The following is a 17,923-nucleotide window of genomic DNA, read 5'->3' on the forward strand; positions in this document are numbered from 1 at the left end:
GATTTACTCCTTCAAAGTGAGCAAGTATTAAGTCAAATTGGTATTAGGTATTTAAGCTGAGCGTCGGATACCTACTTAATTTCCACACGGGCTGAGCGCATTACGATGTCATCGTTTAACTCAATACCAAGCCCCGGCTCTTCTGACACTCTAAAGATACCGTTTTTAGGTTGTGGATCTTGCAAGCACAATTCTCTGTTCCACTTTTTAATTGCATAAGTATGGTGCTCATGGATCAGGAAGTTGGGGATCGCGGTTTCTAAGTGTAATGAAGCCGCGGTTGCGACTGGCCCGCCACAAACATGCGCCTGAATACGAATATCAAAGATATCGGCGTAGTCACATACTTTCTTGGTTTCTGTAAAACCACCACATAAGCCAATATCTGGCTGTAGTACATCAATACTTTGATCTTCAAAATAAGGACGGACACCCCAGCGGTTATACAATCGCTCACCACCAGCGATTGGCACAGAGGTTTTGTTTGCTACCTTTGCATGTAAAGAGTGGTTAAGATAATTCACAGGCTCCTCGTAATACATACAATCAAATTCTTCAGCGATATCCGCAATTTGAATAGCTGATGTCGCGCCTGGTAGGCTGTGGCACTCAAAAATAATGTCCACTTCATCGCCTACCGCTTCACGAATAGCCTGCATTCTCGCACGGTATAATTTCATTTCTGCGCGTGAAATTAGCTTTGTTCTATCGTAATAAGTGTTGCCATCTTTATCGTACTGAATCGGGTCAACTTTAACCGCATCGTACCCTTCAGCAATAGCTTTATGTGCCGCTTCGGCATATTCGTGTGGTTGCACCAATGCTTTAAACTCGCTATCCCAGTCAAACTGTAATTGTGAGGCATAGGTGCGAAGCTCAGGGTTCACTTTACCACCAAGCAACTGATAAACCGGTAGATTTAAAGCTTTACCTTTGATGTCCCAAAGCGCGGTATCTATTGCTGACATCGCCGCATAAACCACAGGTCCCCCACCTAAACCCCAGAAGCTTTCTCTGAGCATACGTGACCAGAGCAACTCAGTTTGAAAAGGGTCGTGACCAATCAAAAAAGCTTCAGCCATTTCTTTGATCATACTGGCCGCGGCGCTGTGACCAAGGTCGTATGCAAGGCCTGCTTCACCTACTCCTGAAATACCTTCATCGGTGTGAATACGTACAAAAACCGGTGTCCAAGCAGGTCTATCTGGACAATGAATATCGAAGACTTCGACGCGATTAACTTTCATGTTGACTCCTATTGAGCAAAGCTTGGGTCTAGGCGGTAAGCTTTACGAAGCATTGCAGGCCAAGCAAGTTGGCCTCCGGTGCTACCGCTGTGCACGACATTCGCTTGATTATAAATATTATCAATAATGGGCTGTGGTACAGGTACCGCTTGTTGTCCCGTTGCTTGAATCGCAACTTGAATTTCGCATGCACGCTGTAAGTCATAAAAACGCATAAAGGCGTCACCTACCGTTGGTCCTACCGTCAAACCGCCATGGTTTACTAAGAGCATATGGTTTGTAGTGCCCAAGTCATCTTGCAGGCGCTTTTTCTCATCCATATTGACCGCCAAGCCTTCGTAACCATGATACGATAACGATGGTAAGGAAAACATACTATGCTGACTCAACGGCAGTAACCCACATTCTAGGCTTGCGACAGCTATCGTCTCCTTGGTATGAAGATGGATAACACAATGCGCATCTTCTCGCACCTCATGGATTGCGCTATGAATAGTAAAGCCCGCAGGGTTAATTTTAAATGGCGTGTCATCAAGAATATTCCCCTGCAAATCAACCTTCACCAGGTTGGAGGCGGTCACTTCATCAAACGTCAAACCAAAGGCATTAACAAGATAATGGTCTGTCCCAGGTAAACGCGCCGACATATGCGTATAAATTAAGTCTCCCCAACGAAAGTGCTCAACCAGTCGATAGCAAGCTGCAAGGTCAACACGCAGTTGCCATTCATCTGCGCTTACTTTGTCTTTTAGATTTAACTGAGGTAATTCGAACATGGGGATCCCTTATTGACTCCACATCTGGATGTATAGAAGTCTAAAATAGCTTAATTATATCTTCAACTAAAAACCACCGCGAACGGTGGTTTTTTATTTTTAACGTCGAGCTGATGTTGTTATTCAACTTTAGATAGATACTCTGCAATAGCATCGATTTCTGCATCAGAAACATTCGCAACCATCGCTTTCATTGCAGCCGACATACCATTGTTGCGTTTACCTGACTTAATGTCTTTCATCTGTGCCGCTAAGTATTCTTTGTTCTGACCGTTTAGCTTTGGATACAGAGGCATGATTGGTGCTTTACCTTCTGCACCATGGCAGGTTTGACACATTTTAGCTGTGTATAGCGCTTTACCATCAGCAGCCATCGAACTTGTTGAACCAAGTGCACATATAGCCACAGCAGTCCCTACTAGTAGTTTTTTCATCTTGCTCATATCATTACTCTTTTTTGTTGACGGTTAACATTGTAAGTCAGTGTAGACTAAAGTTTGACCTTAAGCCTAATCACTACCACATCAAATCATCTGGGACTTCAAAGTCAGCATAAGGGTCATCCTCGTCACCTTGCTGATTGTCCTCTACATGGAAAACGATATATTTTTCGTCTACCTCAGCAATCTTTCTTGCTGGTTCATCTTGTAATACGTAGAACTTATCCTCTAATACACAAATGGCCAAACGCCCCTTAGCTAAGGCTTGTTGTGTTTGAGCGTTTACGTCTAGCTCTTTAACTTTATTTTGATAAGTAAAGTTAAAGGTGACATCTCCACGGATAGCATCTTGATTGTGATGTTCCAAGATCTGTTTTACTCGAGCTATCTGCTCTTTGTTTTTTTGCGCCTCTAACTTGGCTTGATTTAACTCTTCAGCACGTTTTTGCTGCTCAAGCTTGGTTTGCTCAATATGCTTTTGAAGATCGGTTTGGTCGCTTGTAGCGCCCTTCTTTTTTTTCTTTTGCTGCTTACGCTTTTGCGTTTTCGCAACTTTCGCTTTGTGCTCAGTTGTTAGGCCAGCTTTTAGCAACTGCTCTTGCAGTGAACCCATAATGCAACTCCGTAAAATAGACTTTTCACTATTTTAACTCAGCAATTTTGATTGACCAGTGAGTAATTACGCCAATTCACTGTAAAACTATCAAAATTACTCTATAACATCGTGATGTAGCGCAAAAAATTGTCAACTAGTTTGCTTTAATTTAAGCTAAGTCATCAAAATTTAAAGCTTTCCAGCGCAATGCCCATCATCCACTTATTACTCTGCTCTGTTGCAATCTTTTTTGTATTGTACGCACCACAACCATTATTGGCTGAATTTTCAGAGCAATTTATGGTGTCCGCTTCCGATGCTGGCATGCTGATGTCTGCAACCATGTTACCGCTTGCCATTGCCCCAATTTGCTATGGTTTGATACTTGCCAAATCTAATCCCTTGAAAATTTTAAAGTGGACAATGCTGTTACTGGCGTTAAGCAACCTTGCTTTTGCATCTGTAGACTCATTCTCTGGACTGTTATTAATTAGGTTGATCCAAGGGTTATTGTTACCAGCTGCACTTACCGCCATGACGGGCTACATAGGCCAACAATTTAGTGGAGCATTGTTGAAAACAAATATGAGCCTGTATATTGGTAGCAGTATCGCTGGGGGTTATTTTGGTCGTACATTGGCTGCAAATTTTGCAGTGTGGTTTGAATGGCAGAGCTTTTATTATCTTAACGCTTTATTGTTGATAGTACTTGCTTTTAGCATTAGCGCGAGTAAAAACAAACCACCTATCATTACTGCAACTAAGATTAAAGACTATTTAGCACCACTTAAGCAGACTCGCCTAGTTCGGCTATATAGCTCGATATTTTGCATGTTTTTTTGCTTTGCTGGCTTACTTAACTTTTTACCCTTTATACTCAAGTATGACTTTAAGTTAACCGACCCTAGTAAAGTAGGCTGGGTCTATACGGGTTACTTAGTGGGAGCATTAGGCTCGACAATTACGCCTTGGCTACAAAATAGATTTCAATCAACATGGCAATTTCTAGCCATAGTGTTTTTTATCTACGCTACAACTATTGCGCTTTTACCAACAGCTTCACTCGTCTTTTTTGTGCTGTTATTTACACTTTTTTGCGCGTGTATGTTTGTCATCCACACTACCGCAGCACCGCTGGCTAACAGTATTAGTCAAGCTCCCGCAACGGTAACAAATGGCGCCTATGTATCTTTCTATTACTCGGGTGGAGTACTCGGCTCCTACCTACCCGGCCTCATTTATGAGTATGCAGGATTAAACTGGTTTGCCGTGTCACTTTTTGCAGTATGCACATTAGGGCTATGCTTAAGTCTTAGAAATGCAATCCAACCAGCGCGGTGAGTGCCCCGTTGATTGCCAAAAATGATTTAGGTTATCTAGAGTCACAACCCAAGTTTTAGTATTCACTAATGGGTGGCACTGCCATCGCATCGCAGATTGTAGTTCACTATCGAGCCACAGCTCTACTTTTTGCTCGCTATCATTACAAAGGGCAAGAGCTGAAACACAGCCTTGTTCAACACCCAAATATTTTGCTAATCGCTCTTTGGAAGCAAAACCCAAACGAGATAGTCCCTGCGCTTTTGATAACGCTTTTAAATCGACTTGCTTATCAGCAGGAATAATAAAAAGAAAATGGCGCTTTCCATAGTTGTCTCGCAAAAAAAGATTTTTCAGGCGCGTCCCTTCTCTTACTAATCCCAGCTCATCGGCATCGCTACACGTATGTAAAGGAGGATGATCGTAATTCAGGTAGTCGATACCTAATGTAGCTAACTGCTTTGCCAATGCTTCGGGATTGTTTCTAATCACAAGCACTGGCCTCTAAGCTGTACACTACGTTGGCGCCAATAAACATCGGTAATTTTATAGCCTGCGCCACAATAGCGCTCGCTAGCCAAAGCAGGCTTTAATAACGCAACAGCTTGTTCTTCGAGCTTGAGTTTGAGCGCGGGTGAATCTTCTATGCGTTCAAACTCAGCAAAACGTTTAAGCTCGCGCCTTGACATTGGCTTGCTTGAGTCCAATTCCATTCTTGGAGTTGCCTTTACCGTCACAATAAATGCAAACTCTTGCTCACCAGACGCTGACTGACGTTTGTGGAGCGATTGTTTCTCAATTACTAGCACAGGTTCGTCAGACTTAGATGCACATCCAGCGAGTGTACTAAATGCAATAACAAAAAACAGGCAACGTTGAAACATAGCTAACTTAATAATTATTCTTTCGGTTCAGTGTAACAAAGACTACAAAAAAATAGCGAAATTTTTTGCCAAGGGTTGACGAGTAAATAAAAAATGATTAGATTTCGACTCGTCTAGAAGACGAAACGTGGGGCTATAGCTCAGCTGGGAGAGCGCCTGCCTTGCACGCAGGAGGTCAGCAGTTCGATCCTGCTTAGCTCCACCACTTTTCTTTCCTTCTTTATTTTCATCCTAATACCACCTAAAAAAGAAAAAAGCCCAAGTCTATTGACCCGAGCTTTGCAGTTACTTATGTCATTATTCTGTGTTATACCAATTTCCTTAATTAAGTGGTCTATTTTAACGCGAGAAAATCTTGTCGATAACTTCGCTACCGTGTCCTGCTTTCGCTAAGGTACCTACATCTATATAGGCAACGCAAAAATTTTGCTATTTATTTGTTCTAAATAAGAAATTTTTAACGCTGTTAGCGTCAGATTTACTACCTCAAATTGAGCAAATATTAAGTCAAATTGGTATTAATTCACACTATTCTCTTACTTGGCCTTCGCCATTTACTAAGAACTTTTCCGTTGTAAGAGACTCTAGACCCATTGGCCCATAGGCGTGTAATTTAGTTGTCGCAATACCAATTTCAGCACCTAGACCTAACGCTGAACCATCGCTAAAACGAGAAGATGCGTTTACCATCACAACTGATGCGTCGACACTACGTTGAAACAGCGCTGCTGTCGCTTGGTTTTCTGTACAAATAACTTCAGTGTGGTGACTCCCAAAGCGGTCGATATGTGCAAGTGCCGCATCAAAGTCTGCAACTTGTCGTATCGCAATTTCTAAGCTTAAATATTCTTCACCAAACTCATCTTCATTCAGCACCACTGCATGCTCAAAATAATCAGCACTTTGCTTACACGCATTTATTTTTACGCCTTTTTCAGCCAACGCAGCAGCCGCTCTGGGTAAGAAGTCTGCAGCAATATCTTGGTGCACAATAAGCCCCTCAAGTGCATTACATACGCCTGTGCGCTGAGTCTTACCATTTAACAGCAAGGCTAGTGCTTTGTCCAAATCAGCATCCTTATCAATGTATAAGTGACAAACGCCTTTAAAGTGCTGAATAACGGGTACTGTACTGTTCTGTGTAACGAAGTTGATCAGCCCTTCGCCACCACGGGGTATGATCAAATCGATATAGTCTTTTTGCTGCATCAACTCCATTAATAAACCACGGTCTGGATCTGGAATTACAGAAACCAGCGCAGTAGGCAAGCCGTGCTTTTCTAGCGCTTTGTGCATCGCTTTGGCAATCTCTAGTGAGCTGCAAAGCGCTTCCTTACCGCCTCTTAAAATCACACCATTACCTGATTTAAAGCACAATGCTCCAGCATCTGCTGTCACATTCGGGCGTGCTTCATAAATCATGCAAACAACACCAAGTGGCACTCGCATTTTGCTAATTTTAATGCCATTTGGTCTTACCCCCATATCTCGCAGTGCACCGACAGGATCGTCTAGTTGAATAATCGTTTCGATGCCCTCAGCCATACTTTCGATACGCGCTTGGTTTAGCGTCAATCTATCTATCATGGCATCGCTAAGTTGATTATCACGCGCTGCAGCTAAATCAGCTTCGTTAGCAGTGATAATTGCCTCACTGTTTTCACGAATACCTTTGGCCATATCTGTAAGGACTGCATTTTTTTCTTCTGTAGACAGCAATGCTAACTTCTTTGCAGCGGTTGCTGCTTGTGATGAAATATCTGTAATTAAACTCATACCTTAAGACTTCTCCAATAATGCAATATCTTGTTCTGAAATAACGGGCCCAATGCTGTCTTGAATTTTTTCGCTGATCGGACTTTCTTCATGTTCGGTTAAAAAGTTAAGTAAACAACTACTATAGTTGGTCGTTGCTTTCGCGAGACGCTTACCATCTTTGCTACGTACCAGCACGGTATCCCCTACAGAGAATTCTCCTTTCACTTCAGCTATCTCATCACCACTAAGCTGCCCAACAACCTGATTATCACTTTCACCATAATCACTTTCTACAACCAACTCACCTTGTTCGGATGCCGTGTGAGTCATCCAATGTACAGCCTCTTGCATTGGTTTGTCATAAGCGGTGAAAACAGTGCCAGGGTTTTTACCTGCCAGTAGTTGTTCAAAAGTGGTCTCTTCAAAACCATTGACAATATATGTGTCTATACCGTGAGACGTTGCCTTTTCGGCCGCTTCAATTTTTGTTTTCATCCCACCAGTACCTACCTTGCTTGTTGGGCACCCGGCCATGTCGTAGATTTCTTCTGTGATCTCTGTCACCTCTGAAATCAACACTGCATCAGCGTGTAAATTGGGGTTTTTAGTATATAACCCACTGACGTCAGAGCAGATAATCAAGCCATCAGCATCTGCCGCAGCAGCAACCATAGCTGATAGGTTGTCATTATCTCCAACTTTCAAATTATCGGTGGTCACCGTGTCATTTTCATTGATAATAGGCAGTATTCCGTGCTCCAGTAAAGTGAATATGGTTTCACGGATACTGGTATATCGCTCCCTATCACGCAAGTCACCATGAGTTAATAAGATCTGTGCTGACGGAAAGTCGAAGAAACGATCCCATGTCGCCATCATTTCTGTCTGTCCCGCTGCGGCCATTGCTTTTTTAACCGCAATACTTGGATGATCTGAATTTGGAAATAAGTGTGACCCTGCAGCAACAGAGCCTGAGGAAACCAAGATAACCTCAATACCCCGAGCCCGACAGCGCACTATAAATTGCGCGATGCTGAGTAAGTAGCGGGAACGGCAACCATCTTGCTCAGGTGCAATTAATGCACTTCCAATTTTGATAACGATACGCTTTGATTGTTTCATCGACATAAATTCCTGCTTAAATTCACCACTCACTCACACAAGGGTACTCAAATACCTTCTACTAGAAGACAACAGAAAAGCGCAATGCTTCGACCAAAACGGCCAGCAAATAGATAAAACAAACAGACGTGCGACAAACGATGTATATGCTTGATCGCCACACATGCTAAATCCAGACACAACACACAAAGTAGTTGGCTGACATTTCACTAATAGAAGATTGATTGTGACACCAAGTATTTAAACCTCGACGTCGAGCCGTTTTCAGCAGAGGCCACCATGGTTTGGTGCGGCTGAAAAGGCTGTACCGCAATGAATAATTGCGTAATGAGTAGATTTTAAAGATGGCGTAAGCTCGCTCACGCCTTGAGTTTTATTACCTTAACGTAAGCTTAGGTCAGATTGCAACCTTCACACATATTAATTATTTATGACGACTATAAATAAACTTAATAACAGCCTATTTTCAATTATTTATTCACTTTCCCCTCATTCAAACTATGTTATAACTGGATGATGGCTATACTGATAAAAATGTTGGGATATTCCAACTAGGAGAATCTATGTCAGCAATCTACATTGCAGGTATTGCAGTATGTTCTGTAATCGCCCAATGGCTCGCATGGGCCTTTAAGGTTCCTGCTATTTTGTTTTTACTACTGATAGGATTAGCATTAGGTCCTTTTAGTGGAACGCTCGATCCAGATGCCCTGCTAGGTGACTTGCTTTTTCCTGTCGTGTCTCTGTCTGTCGCAGTTATTCTCTTTGAAGGGTCGCTTACCCTTCACTTTAAAGAGCTTAAAGGGATCGGTAAAGTTGTTCGAAACCTATGCTCGATTGGTATGCTAGCCACATTCGCGGTGATTGCGACAACCGCAATTCTGGTACTAGAGCTTAACTGGCAAGTCGCAGCTGTACTAGGCGCGGTATTAGTCGTAACCGGCCCAACCGTTATAGCTCCTATGTTAAATGCAATGCGCCCCGATAAAGACATAGATCGTATACTTCGCTGGGAAGGCATTGTTATCGATCCGATCGGTGCTTTGTTTGCAGTATTAGTATTTGAAGCCGTTTCTTTAGTTGGCAGTGAAGGGATCTTTAGTCACACACTCTGGGCGCTCATTTCCACCTTGGGTGTAGGAATAAGCATCGGTGTTATCTCTGGTTTTTTAACCAGTTTATTAATTCGTAAGGAATGGTTGCCATTCGAGCTACATAAGTTCGCTATTTTAGCTCTGGTGCTATTTAGCTTTACCATATCAAACCACCTTAGCCACGAGTCAGGTCTACTTGCCGTCACCATTTTCGGTATATGGCTAGCAAACCAAGACGATTTAGAAATAGATTCTGTGTTGGAGTTTAAAGAAGATCTTTCTATGATCCTCATTTCCAGTCTATTTATTTTACTAGCAGCGCGACTCAAGCTCGAAGATTTAATGCTACTGGACACGGATGTGTTCATCTTTTTAGCTGTGGTATTGTTTGTTGCTCGCCCACTATCCATATTTGTATCAACATTTAATACCGACTTACCGATTAAATCTCGTATTTTACTTAGTTGGATAGCCCCACGAGGGATTGTTGCAGCTGCTGTTGGGTCTGTTTTTGCACTTAGTATGACCAAGTCTGAGATTACTGATGCTGATAAAATGGTACCACTTATCTTTACAGTAATTATTATCACCGTTGTATTACAAAGCTTAACCGCAACACCATTTGCGCGCCTTTTAGGAGTTCGTCAACCCAAGCCAAACACCTTACTTATTATAGGTGCAAATCATGTTGCTCGAGCTATTGCAAAAGGCTTAAAGGATCAAAATGTTGATGTTTACTTGTCAGATCCAGCTTGGGAAAACTGTAAAATGGCAAGGATGGATGGTTTACCCTGTTACTATGGGAACCCCCAGTCAGAGCATGCAGAGCGCTATCTTCCGCTCACCAGTCTCAAATCTGTGTTGGCACTTTCTCCTAATCGTCACCACAATGCACTTGGAGTTCAGTATTTCTCACACTTACTTGGAGAGCAATGTGTTTACTCCCTCAAGTCATCTACCAATCATGCGAAAGCAAACAAAGACAGTGCGACTTTTCTTTCACGTCAGATTTTATTCGGTGACGAAGGTAACTACGCCAAACTCAGTAGTATGATGGCTAAAGGTGGAAAAGTAAGTGTAACTCGGATCTCTGATGAATTTGATTGGGAGCAGTATAAAGAGGTTAATTGTGAAGCAATACCTTTGTTTGTGCTAACTGAGCAAAACAAGGATGAAGAACCTTTATTGATCCGCCCATTCACTTCAGAGATGAAGAAACTACCAGAAGAAGGCGATAAGATCATTGCACTGCAGCCGCCAAAACTAACGGTGTTAAAGGATCCGAATGTCAGTAAAGAAGGGCAAATTGGTGCAAAGCTGAGTAATCAACAAATTACGTAACTTTAGTTTATACCAATTCTCTTAATTAAGTGGTCTATTTTGAGGCGAGAAAATCTTGTCGATAACCTTGCTATCGCGTCCTGCTATCGCCAAGGTACATACATGCGTGTAGGCAAGACAAAAATTCTGCTATTTAGTTGTTCTAAATAAGAAATTTTTAACGCTGTTAGCGTCAGATTTACTCCTTCAAATTGGTATTACTGGGCATACGGATATTACAGCTTATATCGGCAGCCTAGCGCGTTTTACTACGCTGCTAGGCATCTTTTGGGCTAACTGAGCAAGTGCAATTTGAATACGCTTATGCAGCTTTTTATCTGCAACTGCAGAGTGAAATAACCATCGGTAGGCATCTTCATAGTCTCTAGGACTACCATGACCATCATTAAAGACATCAACAAGGCGTAACTGGGCATTAAGATTTCCGAGCGCAGCCGCCTCTCTCAAGTAAGTCACAGCCATCGCTTTATCCTCTTGCACCAACTGGCCAACATCGTAATAGCGACCAAGTTGTTCAAGTGCTGCTGCCAGACCTTGCTCAGCGGCTTTTTTCATGTAGTAAAGCCCAAGCTCAACATCACGGTCTACGCATACGGCATAAGCAAGCATATCGCCATAGAGAAATTGATATGATGGCAGGGCCATTATTTCAGCGCGCGCTTCAATATCCCTTACCAACTGACACTCATCTGCTTTTACGCGGGCAAGGTGTTGGTTTTTATTAATAAGCTCAATCAACTCTTGCTGAGTATATAAGGGCACAGCCTCAATAGCTTCTTCAGCAAATGCTTTGTTAGGTATTGTAAGACCTAGCGCAACGCCCAGTATTGGTGCTGCAATATAACGGAGTAAGTAGTTCATTGAAAACCCATCAAAGTAACGCTAACTGATATACCAATTCACTTAATTAGGAGCTCTATTTTAAAGCAAGAAAATCTTGTCGATAACACCGCTGCCGCACCCCGCTTGCGCCATAGTACCTACGCTCTACAGGCAAGGAAAAATTTTGCTATTTATACCAATTTTCTTAATTAAGTGGTCTATTTTGAAACGAGAAAATCTTGTCGATAACAAGGCAAAAATTTTGCTATTTAGTTGTTCTAAATAAGAAATTTTTAACGCTGTTAGCGTCAGACTTACTCCTTCAAATTGAGCAAGTATTAAGTCAAATTGGTATTAGTTGCGCTAAACAAAAAATTTAATACAGCTAACGTTAGATTTACGCCTTCAAACTGAGCTAGTGTTAAACCTTATTGGTAATAACTATAGCAGGCTGTAGAGATAACTTTATCACCGCAAAAGCAATTTAATGAATAGTAACCCAGCAGCCAGCATACATACTAACCTTAATATCGGCAGGAGTAGGAAAACTTGTAGGAAAATAGACACAAAAAAAGCTGCATTTGCAGCTTTTTTAGATTGATAGCAGATTATTCAGTAAACGGGTTACGTACAATCATGGTTTCAACACGGTCAGGACCAGTTGAAATAATATCAATAGGAACGCCTGTAATTTCTTCTAAGCGTTTGATGTAGTTGATAGCAGCCTCCGGTAGCTGCTCAACAGAAGTTGCACCAAAAGTGTTTTCACTCCAACCTGGCATTTCTTCATATACAGGTGTTACTTTTTCATAGCCTTCTGCGGCAAGAGGTGTCACGTTAGTCACCGTGCCATCTTCAAGCTGGTAACCTGTACAGATTTTTACTTTTTCTAAACCATCAAGCACATCTAGTTTAGTTAAGCAGAATCCGCTGATGCTGTTAATTTGCACAGCACGACGCATTGCTACTGCATCAAACCAGCCTGTACGACGGAGACGACCAGTTGTTGCACCAAACTCGTTGCCTTTCTCGCCTAGATGTCTGCCAACTGGGTCTTGCTTGTCTTGGCCGTCGTAAAGCTCTGTAGGGAAAGGACCTGAACCAACACGAGTTGTGTAGGCTTTAACAATACCTAAAACGTAATCTAAGTGTAGAGGACCGAAACCCGCACCAGTTGCAACGCCACCAGCTGTCGTATTTGAAGAGGTTACATACGGATAAGTACCATGGTCGATATCTAGCAATGTACCTTGCGCACCTTCAAATAGAATATGGTCGCCGGCGTTGCGTGCTTGATCAAGTAGTTCAGTAACGTCAACAATCATTGACTTAAGTACTTTTGCAACTTCCATTGCATCATCATATGTCTTCTGGAAGTCAACTGGATCTACTTTGTAGTAATTGACCAAAGCAAAGTTATGGAACTCTAGTACTTCTTTTAGTTTCGCTGCAAATTGCTCTGGGTTGAAAAGGTCACCAACACGTAGGCCGCGACGTGCAACTTTATCTTCGTATGCAGGACCGATACCACGACCGGTTGTACCAATGGCTTTTTCACCACGTGCAAGTTCACGCGCTTGGTCTAGTGCAACGTGGTAAGGCAAGATTAAAGGACACGCTTCGCTGATCAATAGACGCTCGCGTACAGGAACACCACGCTCTTCAAGCATATGGATTTCTTTCATTAATGCGTCTGGTGCAAGTACCACACCGTTACCAATCACACATTTAACGTCTTCACGTAAAACACCTGATGGGATCAAGTGTAGTACTGTTTTTTCACCGTTAATTACTAGTGTGTGGCCCGCGTTGTGCCCGCCTTGATAGCGAACAACTAAAGAAGCCTTATCTGTAAGTAGGTCAACTACTTTACCTTTACCTTCGTCACCCCACTGGGTGCCCAATACAACGACGTTTTTACCCATTGCAAATTCACTTAGAAAAAATTAGGCGCAGATTTTACCAGAAAACCATAGTTGAGATCATCCCAATTTGCCTAATTTTTCTGCTTTCATTGATATTCATTATTTCTCATGTCTCTCTAAAGAATATAACTCATTGAAAATGCGGCTGAATAGGCACAAGTAAAGATGGCTAATAAATTTTTATATCAAAATTCGTAATCCATTCGAATTAATCGATAACTATCTCCTTGTTATCAAAAGTAAACTTATCGTAAAACGCAAAAAGCCCGACATCTGATGTCGGGCTTTCCTATCATAGCCATTGCAGCCAATAAGCACATGTTGCTATTGGCTAATTAGGTTATAGCTCTAAATCGTCCTCAGCTTCTACAAGACCTTTGCCTTCTTCATCTTCCGGAATGGTAGCTTGTGCTAGTAGCATTTCTCTCAGCTTACCTTCAATTTCATTGGCAATCTCAACGTTTTCTTTTAAGAACTTAATTGAGTTAGCTTTACCTTGACCAATCTTATTGCCCTTGTAGCTAAACCATGCACCTGCTTTATCAACGAGCTTATGTTTAACCCCAAGGTCGATCAGCTCACCTTGTTTAGAGGTACCTTCACCATACATGATGATAAACTCAGCTTGTTTAAATGGTGGTGCCACTTTGTTCTTAACAACTTTAACACGTGTTTCGTTACCAACGACTTCGTCACCTTCTTTTACCGAACCAATACGACGAATATCTAAACGAACTGAAGCGTAAAACTTAAGTGCGTTACCACCTGTTGTTGTCTCTGGGTTACCAAACATTACACCAATTTTCATACGAATCTGGTTAATGAAAACACATAGTGTGTTTGAACGCTTGATGTTAGCTGTAAGCTTACGCAGCGCCTGAGACATCAGACGAGCTTGCAGACCTACGTGCGAGTCACCCATGTCACCTTCAATTTCTGCTTTTGGTGTTAGCGCCGCTACTGAGTCAACAATAACCACATCAACTGCACCAGAGCGTACTAGCATGTCACAGATTTCAAGCGCTTGTTCACCAGTATCTGGCTGCGACACTAAAAGCTCATCAACATTTACACCAAGCTTTTCTGCATAAATTGGGTCAAGTGCATGTTCCGCATCAACGAAAGCACAGGTTTTACCTAGCTTTTGCGCTTCGGCAATCGCTTGTAATGTGAGCGTTGTTTTACCTGATGATTCTGGACCATAGATTTCAACAATACGACCTGTTGGTAAGCCACCAATACCAAGCGCAATATCTAGACCTAGTGAACCAGTTGAGATGGCTTCAATATCCAGTGCCTTGTTCTCACCTAGCTTCATAATTGAGCCTTTACCAAACTGACGCTCAATTTGTGATAGTGCTGCGTCTAGTGCTTTTTGCTTGTTATCGTTCATTTGCTTCTCCAATTCAGCCTAATGACACCTAGTATACTGTATGAAATTACAGTATCAAGTATAATTTTATGAATTTACTACCATCATGGTCTTTTTCAAAGCAAATTCAATGGCTTGCAACCTAACACTTGCTCTATCACCAGCAAAAACTTGATGAAAAGCAAGTACCTGTGTCCCATTTGCAACGGCAAACCACACGGTGCCAACGGGTTTATCAACACTGCCACCCGATGGTCCTGCAATGCCTGATACCGCAATAGCAACTTGGGCATTCGCAGCGCGCTGAGCACCTCGCGCCATTTCTAACACGGTTTGTTCACTCACGGCACCATATTGATCTAGTGTCTGTTGTGATACACCTAATAATTCATGTTTAGCTTGATTACTATAAGTAACAAAACATCGTTCAATGTAAGCAGAACTCCCGGGGGTATCTGTTAATGCGTAACTTACCCCACCACCAGTACATGATTCTGCGGTAGTGATTGTTACGCCTTTATTCGTTAGAATAGCGCCCAATTGTGCCGCATATTCGGCTATCTCTTTGTAGTGCTCCATAGGAAAACCTTTTAGGTATCAACAATGTCGTCAGATCTTTATTCAGAACACACTATAAACCAACAAACCCCAATGATGCAGCAATACCTGAGAATAAAAGCTCAGCATCAAGAAATTTTGCTGTTCTATCGCATGGGAGACTTTTACGAACTCTTTTTTGACGATGCAATTAGAGCAGCACAGCTTTTAGATATTTCACAAACATATCGTGGTAAAGCCGGTGGCAACCCAATTCCTATGGCTGGCGTTCCTTATCATGCGGTAGAAAATTATTTAGCGCGCTTGGTACAACTTGGTGAATCAGTAGCTATCTGCGAGCAAGTAGGCGATCCTGCGACAAGCAAAGGCCCTGTTGAGCGAAAAGTCGTGCGTATTGTTACACCAGGAACAGTAACAGACGAAGCTCTACTGCAAGAACGCCAAGATAATTTGTTAGCCGCGGTCTATCAACATCCAAAACAATTAGGCTATGGCGTCGCTTATTTAGATATAAACTCGGGTAGCTTTAACATTGTTGAGCTAAAAACGGATGAAGCATTGAGTTCAACACTACAGCGTCTACAACCTGCGGAGTTGCTGTATCCAGAATCGTTTCAAAATCTTTTAGTGCTTGAATCTATAAAAGGTAGCCGCCGCCGCCCTGATTGGGAGTTTGATTTAGATACTGCTAGACATTTACTTTGCCAACAATTCGAAACACGTGACTTAGTTGGTTTTGGTGTTGAAAAAGCAGAAATGGGGCTTATCGCAGCGGGCTGCGTCATGCAGTATGTAAAAGATACACAGCGCACAGCACTCCCCCATATTCGAGCCATTACGCTCGAAAAAAATGAGCATGCAGTGATCTTAGATGCTGCAACACGTAAAAACTTAGAGTTGACGGTCAATTTATCTGGTGGAGTTGAAAATACCCTTGCCCAGATATTAGATAAGTCCTCAACAGCAATGGGCTCGCGACTATTAAAACGTCGGATCCACACCCCAGTGCGTCAGCGCCAAGAACTACATTCTCGCCTGAATGCCATCGCCTGCCTGATAGAACAGCAGCTATGTATGGAAGTCTATGATGCACTGAAGCAAATTGGTGATATAGAGCGAGTTGTTGCTCGCCTTGCACTCTATACTGCTCGACCAAGAGATCTAACCAGACTGAGAAATGCACTGCAAGCGCTGCCACCTCTGCACGATATTTTACATGATGCTAAAGATCCCCGTATTCAATCCATTATTAACCAGTCACCGGTATTGCCTAAATTACAGGATTTATTAGAACGTGCCGTTATTGATAATCCCCCCGTACTGATCCGTGATGGTGGTGTAATCGCAGAAGGCTACCACGCAGAATTAGATGAGCTCCGCGCACTGAGCGCAGGAGCAACCGATGTGTTAGAAAAGCTCGAAGAGCGTGAGCGTGAACGCACAGGAATATCAACGCTCAAAATTGGCTACAACCGAGTCCATGGCTTTTACATTGAGATCAGCCGTGCCAATTCACATTTAGTACCAGCAGAATACATTCGCAGACAAACGCTGAAGAATAATGAGCGCTACATTATTCCTGAATTGAAAGAACATGAAGACAAAGTACTTGGTAGCCAGTCAAAAGCACTTGCGCTTGAGAAGCGTCTTTATGAAGAATTGTTTGAACTGATTGCGCCATACATTGAGCAGTTACAAGTAATGGCCGCAGCACTTGCAGATTTAGATGTGTTAAATACCTTAGCAGAACGTGCGCAAACACTCGATTATTGCAAGCCGACTCTAACCGAAGGAACAGAAATCGACTTGCTCGATGGCCGCCACCCAGTTGTTGAACAGGTTAGTAAAGAGCCCTTTATTGCCAACCCGGTTAAGTTAAATGATGAGCGTAAAATGCTCATTATCACCGGGCCCAATATGGGAGGTAAATCGACTTACATGCGTCAAACTGCACTGATTGTGTTGATGGCGCATATAGGTAGCTATGTACCTGCAAGTGCTGCCACTATCGGTTTGGTCGACCGTATTTTTACTCGAATTGGAGCCAGCGATGATCTTGCTTCAGGGCGCTCAACCTTTATGGTTGAAATGACTGAAACGGCCACCATTTTGAATAATGCTACTGCACAGTCATTGGTATTGATGGATGAAATAGGTCGTGGCACCAGTACTTATGACGGTTTATCTTTGGCCTATGCCACAGCAGATTATCTTGCAAGCAAAATAGCAGCCAAAACACTTTTTGCCACTCACTATTTCGAACTTACTGAACTGGCAGAGCAACAAGCAGGTCTTGTCAATGTGCATCTTGATGCTATTGAACATAATGATACTATCGCCTTCAAACATACAGTCATGGAAGGTGCAGCAAGTAAGAGCTTTGGTTTACAAGTTGCGAGTCTTGCTGGGGTGCCAAAAGCGGTGATCAAAATGGCTAAGCAAAAACTCGCTTTATTGGAGCAGCATCAAAGTGTGGTTGGTGAACAAACGAGCACCACACAAGCACCAATACAACAAAATCTCATGTTGGCCAACGAACCGTCTGAGGTAGAGGCACTGCTCGCAGATACCGATCCAGATGAGATGACACCGAAGCAAGCACATGCTTTACTATACCAACTTAAGTCCATGCTTTAATTAATAAAAAAGCGGCCAACGAGCCGCTTTTT

At 42.5% G+C, this 17,923-nt stretch carries 15 protein-coding genes and 1 tRNA gene; 4 read left to right on the plus strand and 12 right to left on the minus strand.

What is annotated here, in order from left to right:
* Positions 1-71: 71 nt before the first annotated feature.
* From EAG18_RS09135 to EAG18_RS09150, 4 genes are all read right to left on the minus strand, one after another.
* Complete coding sequence (locus tag EAG18_RS09135; protein WP_125252080.1) at positions 72-1,247, minus strand: mandelate racemase/muconate lactonizing enzyme family protein; 1,176 nt, start codon at positions 1,245-1,247, stop codon at positions 72-74.
* A gap of 8 nt (positions 1,248-1,255) precedes the next feature.
* Positions 1,256-2,023 (minus strand): class II aldolase/adducin family protein, encoded by a 768-nt coding sequence (locus tag EAG18_RS09140; protein WP_125252081.1) that lies wholly within the window; start codon positions 2,021-2,023, stop codon positions 1,256-1,258.
* Positions 2,024-2,142: 119 nt separating this feature from the next.
* The gene (locus tag EAG18_RS09145) at positions 2,143-2,466 is read right to left on the minus strand and encodes a c-type cytochrome (protein WP_125252082.1); all 324 of its coding nucleotides are present in this window, start codon (positions 2,464-2,466) and stop codon (positions 2,143-2,145) included.
* 73 nt (positions 2,467-2,539) lie between these two features.
* On the minus strand, positions 2,540-3,076 hold the full coding sequence (locus EAG18_RS09150; protein ID WP_125252083.1) for a DUF2058 domain-containing protein: 537 nt from the start codon (positions 3,074-3,076) through the stop codon (positions 2,540-2,542).
* A gap of 189 nt (positions 3,077-3,265) precedes the next feature.
* Between EAG18_RS09150 and EAG18_RS09155 the strand changes: the two genes are divergently transcribed.
* Positions 3,266-4,399 carry an MFS transporter gene (locus tag EAG18_RS09155; RefSeq protein ID WP_125252084.1) on the plus strand — a complete coding sequence of 378 codons (1,134 nt, stop codon included), beginning with the start codon at positions 3,266-3,268 and terminating at the stop codon, positions 4,397-4,399.
* On the opposite strand, the gene EAG18_RS09160 is transcribed toward EAG18_RS09155, so the two are convergent.
* Both EAG18_RS09160 and EAG18_RS09165 read right to left on the minus strand, forming a co-directional pair.
* On the minus strand, positions 4,364-4,870 hold the full coding sequence (locus EAG18_RS09160; protein ID WP_125252085.1) for a prolyl-tRNA synthetase associated domain-containing protein: 507 nt from the start codon (positions 4,868-4,870) through the stop codon (positions 4,364-4,366). The genes EAG18_RS09155 and EAG18_RS09160 overlap by 36 nt on opposite strands.
* Positions 4,867-5,262 (minus strand): hypothetical protein, encoded by a 396-nt coding sequence (locus EAG18_RS09165; RefSeq protein ID WP_125252086.1) that lies wholly within the window; start codon positions 5,260-5,262, stop codon positions 4,867-4,869. The genes EAG18_RS09160 and EAG18_RS09165 overlap by 4 nt, the downstream gene beginning before the upstream one ends.
* 129 nt (positions 5,263-5,391) lie before the next feature.
* On the opposite strand from EAG18_RS09165, the gene EAG18_RS09170 reads away from it, so the two are divergent.
* Positions 5,392-5,467 (plus strand) — tRNA-Ala (locus EAG18_RS09170).
* A 323-nt stretch (positions 5,468-5,790) separates the two neighbouring features.
* On the opposite strand, the gene EAG18_RS09175 is transcribed toward EAG18_RS09170, so the two are convergent.
* Both EAG18_RS09175 and proB read right to left on the minus strand, forming a co-directional pair.
* The gene (locus EAG18_RS09175; protein WP_125252087.1) at positions 5,791-7,038 is read right to left on the minus strand and encodes a glutamate-5-semialdehyde dehydrogenase; all 1,248 of its coding nucleotides are present in this window, start codon (positions 7,036-7,038) and stop codon (positions 5,791-5,793) included.
* Positions 7,039-7,041: 3 nt separating this feature from the next.
* A complete protein-coding gene (gene proB / locus EAG18_RS09180) occupies positions 7,042-8,142 on the minus strand; it encodes a glutamate 5-kinase (protein WP_125252165.1) in 1,101 nt (366 codons plus the stop codon).
* Positions 8,143-8,705: 563 nt separating this feature from the next.
* Here proB and EAG18_RS09185 point away from each other — a divergent pair.
* Positions 8,706-10,577, plus strand: a complete 1,872-nt coding sequence (locus EAG18_RS09185) for a sodium:proton antiporter (RefSeq protein WP_125252088.1) — start codon at positions 8,706-8,708, stop codon at positions 10,575-10,577.
* A 222-nt stretch (positions 10,578-10,799) separates the two neighbouring features.
* Here the strand turns inward: EAG18_RS09185 and EAG18_RS09190 are convergent, their stop codons facing one another.
* The 4 genes from EAG18_RS09190 to EAG18_RS09205 form a co-directional block, all read right to left on the minus strand.
* Complete coding sequence (locus EAG18_RS09190) at positions 10,800-11,438, minus strand: tetratricopeptide repeat protein (RefSeq protein ID WP_125252089.1); 639 nt, start codon at positions 11,436-11,438, stop codon at positions 10,800-10,802.
* Between the two features lie 569 nt (positions 11,439-12,007).
* Positions 12,008-13,324 carry an adenylosuccinate synthase gene (locus tag EAG18_RS09195; protein ID WP_125252090.1) on the minus strand — a complete coding sequence of 439 codons (1,317 nt, stop codon included), beginning with the start codon at positions 13,322-13,324 and terminating at the stop codon, positions 12,008-12,010.
* 340 nt (positions 13,325-13,664) lie between these two features.
* Positions 13,665-14,717 carry a recombinase RecA gene (gene recA / locus EAG18_RS09200; RefSeq protein ID WP_125252091.1) on the minus strand — a complete coding sequence of 351 codons (1,053 nt, stop codon included), beginning with the start codon at positions 14,715-14,717 and terminating at the stop codon, positions 13,665-13,667.
* Positions 14,718-14,783: 66 nt separating this feature from the next.
* Complete coding sequence (locus EAG18_RS09205) at positions 14,784-15,275, minus strand: nicotinamide-nucleotide amidohydrolase family protein (RefSeq protein ID WP_125252092.1); 492 nt, start codon at positions 15,273-15,275, stop codon at positions 14,784-14,786.
* A gap of 24 nt (positions 15,276-15,299) precedes the next feature.
* Between EAG18_RS09205 and mutS the strand changes: the two genes are divergently transcribed.
* Positions 15,300-17,891, plus strand: coding sequence for a DNA mismatch repair protein MutS (mutS, locus tag EAG18_RS09210; protein ID WP_125252093.1), 2,592 nt, complete (start codon positions 15,300-15,302; stop codon positions 17,889-17,891).
* Positions 17,892-17,923: the final 32 nt, after the last annotated feature.

Origin of the sequence: Pseudoalteromonas sp. J010 (assembly GCF_003934235.1) — a bacterium.
GTDB classification, from domain to species: Bacteria; Pseudomonadota; Gammaproteobacteria; order Enterobacterales; family Alteromonadaceae; genus Pseudoalteromonas; species Pseudoalteromonas peptidolytica.

Excerpts from the sequence above, each read along its gene's own strand:
- EAG18_RS09135 (WP_125252080.1), bottom strand. The coding sequence starts at position 1,247 with ATGAAAGTTAATCGCGTCGAAGTCTTCGATATTCATTGTCCAGATAGA.
- EAG18_RS09140 (WP_125252081.1), bottom strand. The coding sequence starts at position 2,023 with ATGTTCGAATTACCTCAGTTAAATCTAAAAGACAAAGTAAGCGCAGAT.
- EAG18_RS09145 (WP_125252082.1), bottom strand. The coding sequence starts at position 2,466 with ATGAGCAAGATGAAAAAACTACTAGTAGGGACTGCTGTGGCTATATGT.
- EAG18_RS09150 (WP_125252083.1), bottom strand. The coding sequence starts at position 3,076 with ATGGGTTCACTGCAAGAGCAGTTGCTAAAAGCTGGCCTAACAACTGAG.
- EAG18_RS09155 (WP_125252084.1), top strand. The coding sequence starts at position 3,266 with ATGCCCATCATCCACTTATTACTCTGCTCTGTTGCAATCTTTTTTGTA.
- EAG18_RS09165 (WP_125252086.1), bottom strand. The coding sequence starts at position 5,262 with ATGTTTCAACGTTGCCTGTTTTTTGTTATTGCATTTAGTACACTCGCT.
- EAG18_RS09175 (WP_125252087.1), bottom strand. The coding sequence starts at position 7,038 with ATGAGTTTAATTACAGATATTTCATCACAAGCAGCAACCGCTGCAAAG.
- proB (WP_125252165.1), bottom strand. The coding sequence starts at position 8,142 with ATGAAACAATCAAAGCGTATCGTTATCAAAATTGGAAGTGCATTAATT.
- EAG18_RS09185 (WP_125252088.1), top strand. The coding sequence starts at position 8,706 with ATGTCAGCAATCTACATTGCAGGTATTGCAGTATGTTCTGTAATCGCC.
- EAG18_RS09190 (WP_125252089.1), bottom strand. The coding sequence starts at position 11,438 with ATGAACTACTTACTCCGTTATATTGCAGCACCAATACTGGGCGTTGCG.
- EAG18_RS09195 (WP_125252090.1), bottom strand. The coding sequence starts at position 13,324 with ATGGGTAAAAACGTCGTTGTATTGGGCACCCAGTGGGGTGACGAAGGT.
- recA (WP_125252091.1), bottom strand. The coding sequence starts at position 14,717 with ATGAACGATAACAAGCAAAAAGCACTAGACGCAGCACTATCACAAATT.
- EAG18_RS09205 (WP_125252092.1), bottom strand. The coding sequence starts at position 15,275 with ATGGAGCACTACAAAGAGATAGCCGAATATGCGGCACAATTGGGCGCT.
- mutS (WP_125252093.1), top strand. The coding sequence starts at position 15,300 with ATGTCGTCAGATCTTTATTCAGAACACACTATAAACCAACAAACCCCA.